15 protein-coding genes are annotated in these 15510 nt (G+C 61.8%); 12 read left to right on the top strand and 3 right to left on the bottom strand.

What is annotated here, in order from left to right; genetic code table 11:
- The first annotated feature begins 109 nt into the window (after window positions 1–109).
- From topA to LPB73_RS08935, 5 genes are all read left to right on the top strand, one after another.
- Window positions 110–2854 (top strand): type I DNA topoisomerase, encoded by a 2745-nt coding sequence (gene topA, locus LPB73_RS08955; protein ID WP_231080338.1) that lies wholly within the window; start codon window positions 110–112, stop codon window positions 2852–2854.
- Window positions 2855–2865: 11 nt separating this feature from the next.
- Window positions 2866–5262 carry a ribonuclease R gene (rnr, locus tag LPB73_RS08950; protein ID WP_231080337.1) on the top strand — a complete coding sequence of 799 codons (2397 nt, stop codon included), beginning with the start codon at window positions 2866–2868 and terminating at the stop codon, window positions 5260–5262.
- Window positions 5263–5266: 4 nt separating this feature from the next.
- The gene (locus LPB73_RS08945) at window positions 5267–5689 is read left to right on the top strand and encodes a DUF983 domain-containing protein (RefSeq protein WP_089263757.1); all 423 of its coding nucleotides are present in this window, start codon (window positions 5267–5269) and stop codon (window positions 5687–5689) included.
- Window positions 5690–5743: 54 nt separating this feature from the next.
- Window positions 5744–6481, top strand: coding sequence for an NUDIX hydrolase (locus LPB73_RS08940; protein WP_184517759.1), 738 nt, complete (start codon window positions 5744–5746; stop codon window positions 6479–6481).
- 117 nt (window positions 6482–6598) lie between these two features.
- The gene (locus LPB73_RS08935; protein WP_092144352.1) at window positions 6599–6826 is read left to right on the top strand and encodes a hypothetical protein; all 228 of its coding nucleotides are present in this window, start codon (window positions 6599–6601) and stop codon (window positions 6824–6826) included.
- Between the two features lie 51 nt (window positions 6827–6877).
- On the opposite strand, the gene LPB73_RS08930 is transcribed toward LPB73_RS08935, so the two are convergent.
- Window positions 6878–7615 (bottom strand): SDR family oxidoreductase, encoded by a 738-nt coding sequence (locus LPB73_RS08930; protein ID WP_089264610.1) that lies wholly within the window; start codon window positions 7613–7615, stop codon window positions 6878–6880.
- Window positions 7616–7732: 117 nt separating this feature from the next.
- Here LPB73_RS08930 and LPB73_RS08925 point away from each other — a divergent pair, with 117 nt between their 5' ends.
- The 4 genes from LPB73_RS08925 (at window position 7733) to LPB73_RS08910 (ending at window position 11513) form a co-directional block, all read left to right on the top strand.
- On the top strand, window positions 7733–8647 hold the full coding sequence (locus LPB73_RS08925; RefSeq protein WP_231080336.1) for a LysR family transcriptional regulator: 915 nt from the start codon (window positions 7733–7735) through the stop codon (window positions 8645–8647).
- 211 nt (window positions 8648–8858) lie between these two features.
- Complete coding sequence (locus LPB73_RS08920; protein ID WP_231080335.1) at window positions 8859–10184, top strand: LLM class flavin-dependent oxidoreductase; 1326 nt, start codon at window positions 8859–8861, stop codon at window positions 10182–10184.
- A 126-nt stretch (window positions 10185–10310) separates the two neighbouring features.
- Window positions 10311–10478 carry a 50S ribosomal protein L33 gene (rpmG, locus tag LPB73_RS08915; protein WP_068732385.1) on the top strand — a complete coding sequence of 56 codons (168 nt, stop codon included), beginning with the start codon at window positions 10311–10313 and terminating at the stop codon, window positions 10476–10478.
- Between the two features lie 261 nt (window positions 10479–10739).
- Entirely contained in the window at window positions 10740–11513 is a 774-nt protein-coding gene (locus LPB73_RS08910; protein ID WP_231080334.1) for a hypothetical protein, read from the top strand.
- Window positions 11514–11520: 7 nt separating this feature from the next.
- Here LPB73_RS08910 and LPB73_RS08905 read toward each other — a convergent pair whose 3' ends face one another.
- Together LPB73_RS08905 and LPB73_RS08900 are read right to left on the bottom strand one after the other, a co-directional pair.
- Window positions 11521–12894 carry a PleD family two-component system response regulator gene (locus LPB73_RS08905; protein WP_089263751.1) on the bottom strand — a complete coding sequence of 458 codons (1374 nt, stop codon included), beginning with the start codon at window positions 12892–12894 and terminating at the stop codon, window positions 11521–11523.
- 10 nt (window positions 12895–12904) lie between these two features.
- Complete coding sequence (locus LPB73_RS08900) at window positions 12905–13270, bottom strand: response regulator (protein ID WP_231080333.1); 366 nt, start codon at window positions 13268–13270, stop codon at window positions 12905–12907.
- A 221-nt stretch (window positions 13271–13491) separates the two neighbouring features.
- Between LPB73_RS08900 and LPB73_RS08895 the strand changes: the two genes are divergently transcribed.
- From LPB73_RS08895 to LPB73_RS08885, 3 genes are all read left to right on the top strand, one after another.
- Window positions 13492–13785 (top strand): DUF3572 domain-containing protein, encoded by a 294-nt coding sequence (locus tag LPB73_RS08895; RefSeq protein WP_089263750.1) that lies wholly within the window; start codon window positions 13492–13494, stop codon window positions 13783–13785.
- Complete coding sequence (locus tag LPB73_RS08890; RefSeq protein ID WP_231080332.1) at window positions 13782–15077, top strand: DNA polymerase IV; 1296 nt, start codon at window positions 13782–13784, stop codon at window positions 15075–15077. The genes LPB73_RS08895 and LPB73_RS08890 overlap by 4 nt, the downstream gene beginning before the upstream one ends.
- 71 nt (window positions 15078–15148) lie before the next feature.
- The gene (locus LPB73_RS08885; protein ID WP_231080331.1) at window positions 15149–15502 is read left to right on the top strand and encodes a hypothetical protein; all 354 of its coding nucleotides are present in this window, start codon (window positions 15149–15151) and stop codon (window positions 15500–15502) included.
- Window positions 15503–15510: the final 8 nt, after the last annotated feature.

Raw genomic sequence — 15510 nt, 5'->3', positions numbered from 1 at the left:
CAACTCACGATTTGACACGGGACCCCTTCGCACCCATGTTCGCCGCGAAACGGCTGGCGCGACTCTCGCAGACCCAAGCCGGATTCCCCCTGTAAGTTATTGGAATCACATGAATCTCGTCATTGTCGAGTCGCCTTCAAAGGCCAAGACGATCAACAAGTATCTGGGCAAGGACTATGAAGTCCTGGCGTCGTTCGGCCATGTCCGCGACCTTCCCGCCAAGAACGGATCGGTCGATCCCGACGCCAATTTCCAGATGATCTGGGAGATCGACCCCAAGGCCGCCAGCCGGCTGAACGACATCGCCAAGGCCGTCAAAGGCGCCGACAAGCTCATTCTCGCGACCGACCCTGATCGCGAAGGCGAAGCGATCTCGTGGCACGTGCTCGAAGTCCTCAAGCAGAAGCGCGCGCTGAAGGACCAGAAAATCGAACGCGTGGTGTTCAACGCGATCACCAAGCAGGCCGTTACCGACGCGATGAAGAACCCGCGCGAGATCGATGGCGCACTGGTCGACGCCTATATGGCGCGCCGTGCACTCGATTATCTGGTGGGCTTTACGCTTTCTCCTGTGCTGTGGCGCAAGCTGCCCGGCGCCCGCTCCGCCGGCCGCGTGCAATCGGTCGCGCTGCGCCTGGTCTGCGACCGCGAGCAGGAAATCGAGAAGTTCATCCCGCGCGAATACTGGTCGCTGGTGACCACGCTGGCGACGCCGCGCGGCGAGAGTTTCGAAGCCCGCTTGGTCGGCGCTGACGGCAAGAAGATCCAGCGTCTCGATATCGGCACCGGCGCCGAAGCCGAGGACTTCAAGAAGGCCATCGAAGCCGCAAACTTCACGGTCTCCACGGTCGACGCAAAACCCGCGCGCCGCAATCCGCAGGCGCCGTTCACGACCTCGACGCTGCAGCAGGAAGCCAGCCGCAAGCTCGGCTTTGCACCCGCGCACACCATGCGCATCGCGCAGCGTCTGTATGAAGGCATCGACATCGGCGGCGAGACCACCGGTCTCATCACCTATATGCGAACCGACGGCGTGCAGATCGACCCCTCCGCCATCACGCAGGCCCGCTCTGTCATCGGCGAAGACTACGGCAAGCAATATGTGCCGGACGCCGCGCGGCAATATACGAGCAAGGCCAAGAACGCGCAGGAAGCGCACGAAGCGATCCGTCCGACCGATATGTCGCGTCGCCCGGCGAGCCTGCGCGGCCGTCTCGATAACGATCAGTCGCGGCTTTATGAATTGATCTGGATGCGCACCATCGCCAGCCAGATGGAATCCGCCGAGATGGAGCGCACCACCGTCGATATCGCTGCCAAGGCAGGATCGCGCCTGCTCGAATTGCGCGCCACCGGTCAGGTCGTGAAGTTCGATGGTTTCCTTGCGGTCTATCAGGAAGGCAAGGACGACGACGCCGAGGATGAAGATTCACGCCGCCTGCCCGCCATGAGCGAAGGCGAAGCGCTGAAGAAAGAAAACCTCGCGGTTACCCAGCATTTCACCGAACCGCCGCCGCGCTTCTCGGAAGCATCGCTGGTCAAGCGCATGGAAGAGCTCGGCATCGGCCGTCCCTCGACCTATGCATCGATCCTGCAGGTGCTGAAGGATCGCGGCTACGTTCGGCTCGAAAAGAAGCGCCTCTATGGCGAGGACAAGGGCCGCGTCGTCGTCGCCTTCCTCGAAAACTTCTTCGCCAAATATGTGGAATACGATTTCACCGCGGCGCTGGAAGAGAACCTCGACAGGATCTCCAACAACGAGATTTCCTGGCAGCAGGTGCTCAAGGATTTCTGGACCGACTTCATCGGCGCCGTGAACGAGATCAAGGATCTGCGCGTGGCGCAGGTGCTCGACGCGCTCGACGAGATGCTCGGCCCGCACATCTACGCACCGCGCGAAGATGGCGGCGATCCGCGCCAGTGCCCGACCTGCGGCACCGGTCGTCTCAATCTGAAGGCCGGCAAGTTCGGCGCCTTCGTCGGCTGCACGAATTATCCGGAATGCCGCTACACGCGTCCGCTCGCCGCCGATAGCGGTGCCAACGCCGATCGCGTGCTCGGCCCCGATCCGGTGTCAGGTCTCGAAGTCGCGGTGAAGGCCGGACGTTTCGGGCCCTATATCCAGCTTGGCGACGCCAAGGATTACGAAGAAGGCGAGAAGCCGAAGCGTGCCGGCATTCCGAAGAACACGTCGCCCAGCGATGTCGAACTCGATCTGGCACTCAAGCTCCTGTCGCTGCCGCGCGAGATCGGCAAGCATCCGGAGACCGGCGAGCCGATCACCGCAGGCCTCGGCCGTTTCGGGCCGTTCGTGAAACATGAGAAGACCTATGCCAGCCTCGAGGCCGGCGACGAAGTGTTCGATATCGGCCTCAACCGCGCGGTCACGCTGATCGCCGAGAAAATCGCCAAGGGTCCATCAGGCCGTCGTTTCGGCGCCGATCCCGGCAAGCCACTCGGCGACCATCCGACCCTCGGCGGCGTTGCCGTGAAGGGCGGGCGTTATGGCGCCTATGTCACCGCGGGCGGCGTCAATGCGACGATCCCGAGCGACAAGACGCAGGAGACGATCACGCTCGAAGAGGCCATCGCGCTGATCGACGAGCGTGTGGCCAAGGGCGGCATCAAGCCGAAGCGCGGCGCCAAGAAAGCACCGGCGAAGAAGGCCGTCGCCAAGAAGGCCGACGCGGCCGAGAAGAAGCCGGCGGCCAAGAAGGCCGTTGCGAAGAAAGCCGCGGCAAAGCCAAAGGCTGAAACGGCTGCCGCCAGCAAAGCGCGCGCGCCGGTGAAGGCGAAGACATCGCCTGCCAAGAAGAAGGCCGCGAAAACGGTCGCGAAGAAGAGCGCTGGCTAGAACGGATAATTGTGAACAAGAAACGCGACAACAGCTTTCCAACCAGGGATGCCATCGTCGCGTTCGTTCGCGCGTATCCCGGCAAGATCGGCACTCGCGAGATCGCGCGTGAATTCGGACTGAAGAACGCCGCCCGTGTCGAGCTCAAGCGCATGCTGCGCGAACTCGCCGACGAAGGCGCCATCGCCAAGAAAGGCCGCAGCGTGCGCGAGCCCGCAGCGCTGCCACCGACAGTGCTGGTCGACATCACCTCGCGTGATGCCGATGGCGAGTTGATCGCCACGCCTGTCGAATGGGACGAGGCAGACGGCGTCGTACCAAAAATTCGCATTCACACGCCGCGCCGTCCCCTGCCCGGCACCGCCGCCGGTGTCGGTGACCGCGCATTGTTGCGTATCGAGAAGATCGAGAACGATGGCGAGTTAGCCAGCTATCAGGGCCGCGTCGTGCGGGTGCTCGAAGGTGCCCGCACACGCCTGCTCGGCATCTATCGCGCGCTGCCGAATGGCGGCGGACGATTGATCCCGGTCGACAAGAAGCAGGCCGGGCGCGAACTCAACATCGCCGCGTCAGACGCCAACGGCGCCGAGGACGGCGATCTCGTCAGTGTCGATCTCATTCGTACGCGTGGCTATGGCCTCGGCTCCGGCAAGGTGAAGGAACGGCTCGGTTCACTCTCCTCCGAGAAAGCGGTCAGCCTGATCGCGATCCATTCCCACGATATCCCGCAGGCGTTCTCCCGCGATGCGCTGAAGGAAGCGGAAGCCGCGCAGCCTGCGACATTGCAAGGACGCGAAGACTGGCGCGACGTGCCGCTGGTCACCATCGATCCGCCGGACGCAAAGGATCATGACGACGCCGTCTATGCCGAGCTCGATCCCGATCCGCACAATGCAGGTGGATACATCGTCACCGTCGCCATCGCCGATGTCGCTTTCTATGTGCGTCCCGGCTCAGCCCTCGACCGCGATGCGCTGATCCGAGGCAACTCGGTCTACTTCCCCGACCGCGTCGTACCGATGTTGCCGGAGCGCATCTCCAACGACCTGTGTTCGCTGGTGCCGGGCGAGCCGCGCGGCGCGCTCGCCGTACGCATGGTGATATCAGTCGATGGCCGCAAGAAGTCGCACACGTTCCATCGCATCCTGATGCGCTCGGCGGCCAAGCTGAATTACGCACAGGCGCAAGCCGCCATCGATGGCCATCCCGACGATACTACCGGCCCGCTGCTCGAACCGATCCTGAAGCCGCTTTACGCGGCCTATGCACAGGTGAAGCTCGCGCGCGACGAACGCGATCCGCTCGATCTCGACATCCCAGAGCGAAAAATCCTGCTGAAGAAGGACGGTACCGTCGATCGCGTCATCGTACCGGAGCGGCTCGACGCGCATAAGCTCATCGAAGAGTTCATGATCCTGGCCAACGTCGCCGCAGCCGAAACGCTTGAAAAGAAGGCTCTGCCGCTTATCTATCGGGTACATGATGAGCCTTCGGTGGAGAAGGTTCACAACCTGCAGGAATTCCTCAAGACCCTCGACATGCCATTCGCCAAAGCGGGCGCATTGCGGCCATCGGTATTCAACCGGGTGCTGTCACAGGTCAAAGGTCAGGATTCCGAACCGCTGGTGAATGAAGTGGTTTTGCGCTCGCAAGCCCAGGCGGAATATGCCGCCGAGAATTACGGACATTTCGGTCTGAACCTGCGCCGCTACGCGCATTTTACCTCGCCTATCAGGCGATACGCAGATCTGATCGTACATCGCGCACTGATCCGTGCGCTCGGGCTTGGCGAAGGCGCACTGCCCGAGACGGAAACCGTGGAAACGCTGAGCGAAATCTCGGCGCAGATTTCGGCCACCGAACGCCGGGCCATGAAGGCCGAACGCGAGACCTCCGACCGGCTGATTGCGCACTTTTTGGCCGACAAGATCGGCGCCACCTTCCGGGGCCGGATCTCCGGCGTCACCAGGGCTGGACTCTTTGTCCGATTGACCGAGACCGGCGCCGATGGCCTGATCCCGATCCGCACGTTGGGCACCGAATACTTCAACTATGACGAAGCTCGCCACGCCCTCGTCGGTACACGCAGTGGTGCCATGCATCGGTTGGGCGACGTCGTCGATGTCCGTCTGGTCGAAGCCGCTCCCGTTGCTGGTGCCTTGCGGTTCGAAATGCTCTCCGAGGGCAATACCGCCCCACGGAACCGCCGACGCGAACATGCCCGCAGCAATGACGCTGCAGACCGGCCGCGTCATCCGGGTGCCAAACCTTCTGGTCCGACAAAGTTCAAATCGTCGAAGAAGGTCAAGGCGCCCAAGAAAGCCAAACCCGGTCGCAATGCCCGGCAGGCTGCCAAAGCTGACAAGGCTCGCGCCGGTGGTAACCCCGGCAAGCCGAAAAAGGGGTAAAGTCATGATGACATTGACCACACCGAAGATCTGGAGCGCGACGCTGGATTCCTCCGCCAAACGCAATGTGTGGACCGCAATGAAGCGCGGCTTCGCCTGTCGCTGCCCGAACTGCGGCGAAGGCAAGATGTTTCGCGCCTTCCTGAAAACCGCAGATCACTGCGACAAGTGCGGACAGGATTTCTCCGCGCACCGCGCCGATGATCTTCCCGCCTATCTCGTGATCGTCATCGTGGGTCACATCGTCGTGCCGATCGCATTGTGGATCGAGACCAACTACTCGCCATCGGTCGCGCTGCAACTTGCGATCTACCTGCCGATCACACTGATCGCGTCGCTGTTGTTGTTGCAGCCGGTCAAGGGCGCCGTGGTGGGATTGCAGTGGGCATTCCGCATGCACGGATTTGGCGACGGCCCGGCTGACTGATACGTTCTCCGTCCCCTTGAACAGCACGTAATAAGAAGAATTTCAGGAGACGGAATGAGCGACGCAGTCGAGATCGGCAAGGAAGCCGACCACCATCCCTATAAGCGTCCGCGCGACGCTGCGACGCTGATGCTGGTCGATCGCTCCGGCCCGATTCCGAAAGTGCTTGTCGGCAAGCGTCACGACAAGGTCGTGTTCATGCCCGGCAAGTTCGTCTTCCCCGGCGGCAGTGTCGACACGACCGACAACAAGATTCCGGTGGCTGCACCTTTGCCGCCGGAGCTTGAAGCCAACCTGATGAAAGGCAGCCCGAAGACGCCGCCGTCGCGCGCGCGTTCGCTCGCTGTCGCCGCGATCCGCGAAGCCTGTGAAGAAACCGGCCTCTGCCTCGGCCGCAAGGTTGATGGCGCGACCAGGAAGCTCCCCGGCGTATGGGAAGCTTTTAGCGATGCAGGTCTCCTGCCCGATCCCTCGGGCCTGTTTCTGATTGCGCGCGCCATCACACCACCCGGCCGTATCAAGCGCTTCGATACGCGTTTCTTCACAGCAGATGCATCGTCGATCGCGCATCGCGTCGAGGGCGTCGTGCATGCCGATGCCGAACTGGTGGAACTGGTCTGGGTCGAACTCGGCTCCGCACATCTCGCCGACGCGCACGCAATGACGAAGAACGTGCTCAATCAATTGCAGCAGCGTCTCGCCACCGGCCCGCTCCGTCACGACGCGCCGCTGCCCTTCTTCCATTGGTACAGCGGCAAGATGCAACTCGATATGCTGCCCAGCGAAAGCTGAGTTAATCAAGTAAGAGGTCTCGCTTTTCGATCTATTCTAATTCTAACTGTTTCCGTAGTGGGATAACTGGTGAGGCACGGTAAGCTACCGTTGTCTTGCTCACAGGAATTCCCAGTTATGGGACAGATGAATTGGACGCCGCAGGTCGAGTCTTCGACATTTACGCGCGCGTCACTGGAATATCGTCGCAAGGCGTCGGCACTCAGCCAGCGCGCCAGCGTGGAAGCTGACCCACGCAAAATTCGTGCATTGCTACAACTCGCCATCTCGTGGATTCAGGTTGCTGAAAACGAAGAGCTGATGGCGAGCGAGTATCGCGCCAGCGCACACATGCACAGTTTCTGACACGAGAAGACGCCGCATACGCGGCGCCTTTCTGCTCTGCCAAGCCCATCGTCAGATCTGAGCGAGACCACCGTCGACGAACAATTCTGCGCCGGCGACGAAGCTGGAGTCATCCGATGCCAGGAACAGAACCGCCTTCGCGACTTCGTCCGCGGTACCGAGACGGCCGAGCGGCACGATGGTCTTGAGGTAGCCCTTCACATCGTCATTGGCGAAGACGTCGAGGCCGGGGGTCTGGATCGGTCCGGGGCTGACGACATTCACGCGAATTTTGCGCGCCTTGAGGTCCGAGGTCCAGCTGCGCGCGAACGAGCGGATCGCTGCCTTGGTGGCGTTGTAGACGCTGAAGGACTCCATGCCCTTCGATCCCGACACCGAGCCGGTGAGAACCACCGAGGCGCCGTCGGAGAGCAGCGGCAGTGCCTGCTGCACCGTGAACAGGACGCCCTTCACATTGATGTCGAACATCTTGTCATAGACGTCTTCGGTGATCTGGCCGAACGCGCTCAATTCATAGCCGCCGGCATTGGCGAACAACACGTCGATCTTGCCCTTGGCAGCCTTCACCGTATCGAACAGATGCGCGAGATCGGCGAGCTTGGCAGCGTCCGCCTGCACGCCGACGGCCTTCGGTCCGAGCTGCTTCACGGCGGCATCGAGTTCGGCCTGGCGGCGGCCGGTGATGAACACGGTGGCACCTTCGTCGATAAAGCGCTGCGCGGCGGCCAGACCGATGCCGGCGCTGCCACCGGTGACGACTGCAATTTTGCCTTCGAGTTTGCGGGTCATGATGCTCTCCATTTGATCTGGGGCGGCGCCATCGCCGTCCGACATGGAGAACATCGTCCATTCGCTCACTAGCGGTTATGGGCTTGTTCGGATATTATTTATCCGTATTATGAATGAATGACCGATACCGTCGCCCTTTTCCAGGCTTTCATCCGTGTCGTCGAAGCGGGCTCATTCACCCGTGTGGCTGAGGAACAGAATTCCAGCCAGCCGACCGTCAGCCGCCAAGTGGCAACGCTGGAAGACCATCTCGGCACCCGATTGTTCACCCGCACCACGCGCAAACTGACGCTCACCGATGACGGCCGCAGCTTCTATGAGCGCGCCAAACTGGCGCTGGAAGCCGTTGCCGAGGCCGAGGGTGCCGTGGGACGCCGCCGGGCCAGACCATCAGGCACGTTGCAACTGGCCCTCCCGGTGGTGTTCGGGCGGCTGCGGGTGATCCCGCATCTCAAGGGCTTTCTGGCGCGCTACCCCGACGTCAGTGTCGACCTCGTGATGAGTGACGGCTTCAGCGATCTGGTCGAGGACGGCATCGATCTCGCGATCCGCTCCGGCGTCGTGACCGACCCGAACCTGATCGCCAGGAAGATCGGCGTGACACGCCGCATCCTCGTGGCGTCGCCGTCCTATCTGCGCGGCAAGACGCTGCCTGCGCATCCGAACGATCTCATCGGGCATGATTGCATCCCCTATACGCGCTTCACCGGCGGCGTGACCTGGCGCTTCGAAAGTCCGGACGGCCCGATCGCTATCGAAGCCACGGGGCCGGTGCGCACCCAGAGTTCGGAAGGCATTCGCGAAGCCGTGATGTCCGGCCTCGGTATCGGGTTTGTGCCGATCTGGCATTTCAGGGATGAGATCGAGACCGGTCGTCTCATTGTGTTGCTCGAAGCCTTCGAACCGAAACCGGTGCCGATCAGCGCGGTCTATCCCTCGCGCCGCTTCGTGCCGCAGAAGACCCGCGCCATGATCGACTACCTGGAAACGCAATTCGCGATGGACCCGACGCTGAATCCGAAGCGGGTGTGAGCTCCGTCCTCATGGTGAGGAGGCGCTACTTCAGCGCCGTCTCGAACCATGAGCGCCGGCCTCCATCCTTCGAGACGCGGCGAAGACGCCGCTCCTCAGGATGAGGTTCTGCAGATAATCCACAAATCGCAATAATCTTCTCGTGAGCAGCATCTACCTGCGCGCGTCGGCGTCCCTATCTGTTCCCGACCAGCATCACGGGGAATTCCAGATGGCGAAGCGTCAGTTGAAGCTCGGGGCCTTCATGCGCCCGATCAGCATCCACACCGGCGCATGGCGCTATCCGGGCGCTCAGCCTGACGCCAACTTCAACTTTCCCTTCCTCAAACAGATGATCCGCAAGCTTGAGGCCGGCAAGTTCGACGCCTTCTTCATGGCCGATCATCTTGCCGTGCTGAACATGCCGGTCGAGGCGCTCAAGCGCAGCCACACGGTGACGTCGTTCGAGCCGTTCACGCTGTTGTCGGCGCTGGCCGCCGTCACCGACAATATCGGCCTCGTCGCCACCGGCTCCACCACCTTTGACGCGCCCTATCACGTCGCCCGCCGCTTTGCCTCGCTGGATCACATCTCGGGCGGACGCGCCGGCTGGAATATCGTGACAACGTCGAACCCCGATGCCGCGCTCAACTTCGGCCTGGACGATCACATGGAGCATGCCGAGCGCTACAAGCGCGCGCGCGAGTTCTATGATGTGGTCACCGGCCTGTGGGATTCCTTTGCCGACGATGCCTTCATCCGCAATGTCGAGACCGGCATTTTCATGGATCCCGAGAAGATGCATGTGCTCGATCACAAGGGCCCGTATCTCTCGGTCCGCGGCCCGCTGAATATCGCCCGGCCCGTGCAGGGCTGGCCGGTGATCGTGCAGGCCGGCGCGTCCGAAGACGGCAAGCAGCTCGCTGCCGAAACAGCGGAAGCCGTGTTCACCGGCGGCGGTCCGATCGGCGAAGCGCAAAAGCTCTATGCCGATATCAAGGGCCGCATGGCCGCGCTCGGCCGCGACCGCGACCATCTCAAGATCCTGCCCGGCGCCTTCGTGGTGGTCGGCGACAGCGTGGATGAAGCCAAAGAGAAACGCGCACTGCTCGACAGCAAGGTGCATTACGCCAACGCCATCGCCTCGCTCTCGATCAACCTCGGCACCGATGCCTCCATCTTCGATCCGGATGGCCCGCTGCCCGAGATTCCCGAAACCAATGCCAGCAAGAGCGGCCGCGAGCGCGTCATCGCCCTCGCCCGGCGCGAGAACCTGACCGTGCGCCAGCTTGCCCAGCGCCTCGGCGGCTATGGCGGCTCGGCCTTCGTGGGCACGCCCCAGACCATCGCCGACGAGATGCAGGAATGGCTGGAAACCGAAGCCTCCGACGGCTTCAACATCATGTTCCCGTACCTGCCGGAGGGGCTGAACGACTTCGTCGACCGGGTGATCCCGGAACTCCAGAAGCGCGGGATTTTCCGCAGGGAGTATGAAGGCCGGACGCTCCGCGAGAATTTGGGGCTACCACGGCCCGAAAACCGCTTCTTTCCGGGCTAAGACCCGTAAATCGCCGGATTTACCGCCCCGGAAAACCTTGACTTTGGGGCGTTCGGGGCTAGGTTGCGCCCCAACACGGCCAGTTCTCTGGCTGTCACCCGATTCCCGACATTCAGAGGTTCTGCCATGGCCAAAGCGGTCACCATCAAGGTCAAGCTCGTTTCCACCGCGGACACCGGCTTCTACTACACCGCCAAGAAGAATTCGCGCACCATGACCGACAAGATGGTCAAGAAGAAGTACGACCCGGTCGCGCGCAAGCACGTTGAATTCAAGGAAGCCAAGATCAAGTAAGCGCTGAATACAGCTGCTGACGGATTTTGAACGGGGCCCTTTCGGGTCCCGTTTTCTTTTAACCTCTCCTCGCTCTTTTGCGGGGCGAGGTTAAGTAGGAAGCCCAGCTCAATCGTTTCAATTTTAGCGATCCGCGCAGCGCCACGTTTACCCTGCCACAACTATGGCGGGCATGAAGCCTGCGATTGAAACGGTATTCACGTCATTTCGTGCGACAAGTCGGTATCATTCGACGCAATTGATTTGCATCGGGAGCACCCCTTGTCTTTCCGCGACACAGACACGACGGCTGGCCAGTTCACGTCTGCGGTGTCTCTGGCGGGCGTTTTCGTTCGCTACGCATTCTATTTTTTCGGAATGATTGTGTTCGGGCTCATCGCCTTCGGGGTGTTTTGGCTCTGGGGTAATCGCGTCCAGGTGGTCCAGGACAAGCCAGCTTTCAGGATCACTGACGGCAGCTTCACACGGTTACCCGTCAGCTCCGATATCATCACCAGTGGACTGCTTGGCCGTGTTGAGGTCATGCAATACGGGGCACTGGATCATCGCGGGATCGATCTCACCGTGGCGATCGCATTCCCGCCCCCGGGCGGCCTCCAGACGCGGCCGACTTTCGAACCGCGCGAAACAAAGCTTTTGCGCAACATGCGCTTCCAGACGCTCTCCACGCACTTCGATCTGGAAACGCGCTACGGCCCTGTCCATGCCGTCGAAACGCGCGTCGAGACCGATGGCCGCTGGAAACAGTGCCTTGCCTTCAGCTCGCGCTTCGATACCAGAGCTGTATTCCTGAGCGGCTGGACCTGCGACGCCACCGGCACCAAGCCGGGCGCGGATGCCCTCGCCTGCGCGCTCGACAAACTTGTGATCGATAAGGAATTGCCGACGAAAGAAGCCGACACCTATCTGCGCGCACGTATGACGCGCCCGGCTTACTGTGCGGCACGGCAGGTCACGCAGACTTTCGATACGGGATCACGCCCAATCTCGCCGCCGTCGCGATGGTCGCAGCCATCGGCCAGAACGCGTCTCTGATAGTAATTTAAGCGGCCGCAGCAACCACGCGGTTGCGGCCGTCGTGCTTGGCGCGATACAGCGCCACGTCGGCACGCTTGAGTACGTCAGCAACGGGCTCGCCCTTCTTCTCCAGCGTCGACAACCCGATCGAGATCGTGACCTCGATGCGCTTGTTGCCCTTGTCGATGGAGAACGGCTCGCCGGCGATCGAACGACGCAGACGCTCGGCCACCATGCTGGCGACGTGCATGTCTGTCTCGGGCATGACGATGACGAATTCCTCGCCACCGTAGCGACAGGCCAGATCGATGCCGCGGATCGACTTGCGAATGCGAACGGCGAATTCACGCAACACGTCGTCACCGCAATCATGGCCATGATTGTCATTGATCGACTTGAAGAAGTCGATGTCGAGCATCATCAGCGCCAGCGGCTTGCCGCGGGTGGCCGCCTGCTCTGCCAGCGTTTCCAGATGGCTTTCCATGTAACGGCGGTTGTGTAGTCCGGTCAGACCGTCGGTGATCGCGGCTTCGATGGAGTGCTGAACGTTGTCGCGCAGATGATCGGTGTAACGGCGGCGACGGACCTGCGTCCGCGCACGCGCCAGCAGCTCGTTCTTGTCCACCGGACGCATCAGGTAGTCGTTGACGCCGATCTCGAGACCGCGCAGCAGCCGCGGATTGTTATCGGCATCGGCAATCGCGAGAATCGGAATCTGCCGCGTGCGCTCCAGCGAACGCGCCTGGCTGCACAGCCGCAATCCGTCGTAATTCTCGAGGCTCAGCGAGACAATGAGCAGGTCGTAATTGCCCTCGGCGGCATGAAACAGCGCCTCGGTCGGATTGGGTTCGACATCGACGGTATGTTCGGCCGACAGGACAGGTGCCAGCCGCTCATAGGATGACGGACGATCGTCGACCAGCAGGATGCGTCCACCCACACCCAGATCAGACACGGCGCTGCGCTCGGGCGCCTGCACGCCGATTTCCAGCGAGGTGATGGCGCGCATGCGCAGCTCATCGGTCATCATCTTCAGACGCGTCAGCGAGCGCACGCGCGCCACCAGCACGGCATCGGCGACGGGCTTGGTGAGAAAGTCATCGGCGCCGGCTTCGAGGCCGCGCACGCGATCCGACGGCGAATCCAGCGCCGTGACCATCACCACCGGAATGAAATGCGTCTTCGGATTGGCTTTCAGGCGACGGCAGACTTCGAAGCCGTCCATGTCGGGCATCATGACGTCGAGCAGGATCAGGTCGCATTCGGAACGCGCGCAGACTTCCAGCGCCTGTGCGCCGTTGGAGGCGGTGATGACGTCGAAATACTCCGCCGAGAGACGGGCTTCCAGAAGCTTCACGTTGGCGGGGATGTCATCGACGACAAGAATACGCGCTGACATAGGGAACTCCCTAACCGATGAACCGACGCACGGTTTCGATAAATTTTCCGACCGAAATGGGCTTTGACAAATAGGCTTCGCAGCCGCCTTCGCGGATACGTTCTTCGTCGCCCTTCATGGCGAAGGCTGTGACGGCGACGACGGGGATCATGCTGATCGCAGGATCCTTCTTGATCCATCCGGTTACTTCGAGACCGGAGACCTGCGGTAGCTGAATATCCATGAGGATGAGATCGGGGCGGAGCGAGCGGACAAGATCGAGCGCTTCATAGCCATTGCTCGTGCCGATTGTCTGATAGCCATGGGCTTCCAGCAGGTCACGGAAGAGCTTCATGTTGAGCTCGTTGTCCTCCACGATCAGGACGGTTTTTGCCATCCCGCCCTCCAATCCAGAACCCGAGCGTTCTTGTTTCGCGGAGCATGATTGCCCTGCGTCACCGGCCAATGTGATGTTCGAAGCGAACTTCCAAATTCACTTCGGCCACCCGCCGAAGTGCCCGTGTACCGCGCATATCCCTGCAACTGGAATCGCCCCGGTGACTCGGGCATGATGATTTAAAATAGAGACGATAAGTTACGGAAAGGCAAACACGCGTGATGAAAAAACCCCAGCGCCACCCCAGCGAAGTTGCTGAAATCGTTGCGATTCAGGCGTTGTCCTTCGTTGCCGGGGAACCTGAGCGGCTGGGCCTGTTCCTGTCCGAGAGTGGAATCGGTCCGGAGACTCTCCGCTCGGCTGCCAAGGATCCACAGTTCCTCGTCAGCGTGCTCGATTTCGTGCTGCGCGACGACGAGACCGTGAAGGCGTTTTCGGCGTCGTCACAACTGGATCCCACCACCATCGCCGCCGCGCGGCAGGCGCTCGATCCCCGCGGGCAGGACTTTACGTGAGCCCCTCTCCGGCAGAGCTGAGCGGACCGCGCTGCTTCTGCCGGGATTGCCTTGTCGATCTGGATGCACGCGTCAAGCGCTGCACGTCATGCGGGTCGCCGCGCCTGGTGCGACACCACGCGCTGCCGTCGCTGACGCTGGCGCATATCGACTGCGATGCGTTCTACGCCACCGTCGAGAAGCGCGACAATCCCGACATCGTCGATCGGCCCGTCATCATCGGCGGCGGCAAGCGTGGCGTGGTGTCCGCGGCCTGCTACATCGCGCGCACCTATGGCGTGCGCTCGGCGATGCCCATGTTCAAGGCGCTCGATCTCTGCCCCGACGCCGTCGTGGTGCGGCCTGACATGGCGAAATATGTCCGCGTCGGCCGCGAGGTCCGCCATGCCATGCAGGCGCTGACGCCGCTGGTCGAACCATTGTCGATCGACGAAGCCTTTCTCGATCTCTCAGGCACGCAGCGCGTCCACGGCATGATCCCGGCCAAGGTGCTGGCGAAATTCGCTGCCGATATCGAGCGCACTGTCGGCATCACGGTCTCGGTCGGTCTGTCGGTGAACAAGTTTCTCGCCAAGATTGCCAGCGATCTCGACAAGCCCCGCGGCTTCGCCGCGCTCGATCAGGAAGACGCTGTGGCCATGCTGGCCGACAGGCCCGTCAGCTTCATCTTCGGCGTTGGCCCTGCGACCGCAGAAAAACTCTCGCAGCGCGGCTTCCGCAAGATCAGCGATCTGCAGCGCGCCGATGAGACCGACCTGATGAAGCAGTTCGGCGGCGAAGGCCGCAGGCTGTGGCGCCTCGCCCGCGGCATCGACGATCGCCTTGTCGTCGCCGATCGCGGCGCCAAAACGATTTCCAACGAAACGACGTTCAACGAGGACATCCGCGACTACGCCACGCTGGAAAAGATTCTGTGGCGACTGTCGGAGAAGGTTTCATCGCGTCTCAAGAGCAGCGAATTGTCCGGCACCACGGTCACGCTGAAACTCAAGACCGCGGATTTCCGCCAGCGCACCCGCTCGCAGTCGATCCAGTCGCCCACGCAGATGGCCGCGCGCATCTTCGATATCAGCCGCGAGATGCTGGCAAAGGAAATCGACGGCACCGCCTTCCGCCTGATCGGCACCGGTGTCAGCGCGCTCAAGCCCGGCAACGAGGCCGGCGACGACAACATGCTCGACCGCCGCTCATCGCATGCCGAACGGGCGATGGACGATCTCAGGAAGAAGTTCGGCAATGCCGCGGTGATCCGCGGCATCGCCTATGACGGGCCGGAGAAGCCAAGGACATAATCCCCATAGGGATTGCGAACTTGTGATGTGCCCGGGCTTCCCACGCTGTGGTGGCCGTGAGATGGTCGAATATGGATCTTCGTCGACTCCTGAAATTCTTTCTAGCGATCTTCGTGACCATCGGCCTGTCGGTGGCGCCAATGGTGACTCCGGCGGCTGCCAACGGGCCGTCGGCCACGATGACCGACATGTCGGCGATGTCTGGAGACATGCCTTGCTGCCCATCCGAACAGAAGAGTAAGGATTGCCAGGACTGTCCACTTCTCGCGATTTGCGCGTTGAAGACCGCCCAGGCAGGCCCCTCTTTGGCGCCACCCATGACGGTTCGCCACGCCGTCCGAACCTACCACTCGGTGCTGAATGACGCGCTGACCGATGGCGTCAACCGCCCGCCTCCAGACCACCCTCCTCGCACTTCGATCTGAGCGGCGCT

Source organism: Tardiphaga sp. 37S4, assembly GCF_021044645.1.
Classification (GTDB): Bacteria; Pseudomonadota; Alphaproteobacteria; order Rhizobiales; family Xanthobacteraceae; genus Tardiphaga; species Tardiphaga robiniae.
Note: the sequence above shows the minus strand (reverse complement) of the source record. Positions and strands in the feature narration are given on the sequence as shown.

Excerpts from the sequence above, each read along its gene's own strand:
- topA (WP_231080338.1), top strand. The coding sequence starts at position 110 with ATGAATCTCGTCATTGTCGAGTCGCCTTCAAAGGCCAAGACGATCAAC.
- LPB73_RS08945 (WP_089263757.1), top strand. The coding sequence starts at position 5,267 with ATGATGACATTGACCACACCGAAGATCTGGAGCGCGACGCTGGATTCC.
- LPB73_RS08940 (WP_184517759.1), top strand. The coding sequence starts at position 5,744 with ATGAGCGACGCAGTCGAGATCGGCAAGGAAGCCGACCACCATCCCTAT.
- LPB73_RS08935 (WP_092144352.1), top strand. The coding sequence starts at position 6,599 with ATGGGACAGATGAATTGGACGCCGCAGGTCGAGTCTTCGACATTTACG.
- LPB73_RS08930 (WP_089264610.1), bottom strand. The coding sequence starts at position 7,615 with ATGACCCGCAAACTCGAAGGCAAAATTGCAGTCGTCACCGGTGGCAGC.
- LPB73_RS08925 (WP_231080336.1), top strand. The coding sequence starts at position 7,733 with ATGACCGATACCGTCGCCCTTTTCCAGGCTTTCATCCGTGTCGTCGAA.
- LPB73_RS08920 (WP_231080335.1), top strand. The coding sequence starts at position 8,859 with ATGGCGAAGCGTCAGTTGAAGCTCGGGGCCTTCATGCGCCCGATCAGC.
- rpmG (WP_068732385.1), top strand. The coding sequence starts at position 10,311 with ATGGCCAAAGCGGTCACCATCAAGGTCAAGCTCGTTTCCACCGCGGAC.
- LPB73_RS08905 (WP_089263751.1), bottom strand. The coding sequence starts at position 12,894 with ATGTCAGCGCGTATTCTTGTCGTCGATGACATCCCCGCCAACGTGAAG.
- LPB73_RS08900 (WP_231080333.1), bottom strand. The coding sequence starts at position 13,270 with ATGGCAAAAACCGTCCTGATCGTGGAGGACAACGAGCTCAACATGAAG.
- LPB73_RS08895 (WP_089263750.1), top strand. The coding sequence starts at position 13,492 with ATGAAAAAACCCCAGCGCCACCCCAGCGAAGTTGCTGAAATCGTTGCG.
- LPB73_RS08885 (WP_231080331.1), top strand. The coding sequence starts at position 15,149 with ATGGATCTTCGTCGACTCCTGAAATTCTTTCTAGCGATCTTCGTGACC.